Below are 385 nucleotides of genomic sequence, written 5' to 3'. Positions count from 1 at the left end.
TTGGCTCTGATGCGATCGCGCTGCGAAAAGGTACCCAGACCAAGCGGGCTCAGGCGCCCCACATCAACCAACCCGTGCGTCCCCGCCAGATCGTTTATCAGGTTGGAGCAGTAACCGGATTGGGTTTGGATGCCATTGAGGTTAAACACGCTCTGCCCCTCTTGGCTGCAAGCCTGAATACCTGTGGGATATTTGATACAGCAAGTTTCGCAATCGTCTTTGGCGCGATTCTCCGCTCGAGCGGTAAACCAACGCGCCGAATACGCCAAAGGCAGATAACCGTGGCTGAATACTTCCACATCAACCTCCTGACGGGTGCCGTGCAACACACATTGACTTAAGACATCCTTCCACCGCTGCTTTGATAGATAAACCGGCATACCCC

1 pseudogene is annotated in these 385 nt (G+C 54.3%); it reads right to left on the bottom strand.

From position 1 onward, the window contains the following. Positions 1-385: pseudogene (locus UF06_RS22900) on the bottom strand (U32 family peptidase); the annotation flags it as partial.

Origin of the sequence: Vibrio sp. S234-5, from assembly GCF_000960595.1 — a bacterium.
GTDB lineage: Bacteria > Pseudomonadota > Gammaproteobacteria > Enterobacterales > Vibrionaceae > Vibrio.
The sequence above is the reverse complement of the archived record's forward strand: the minus strand, read 5'-3'. Positions and strand labels throughout refer to the sequence as shown.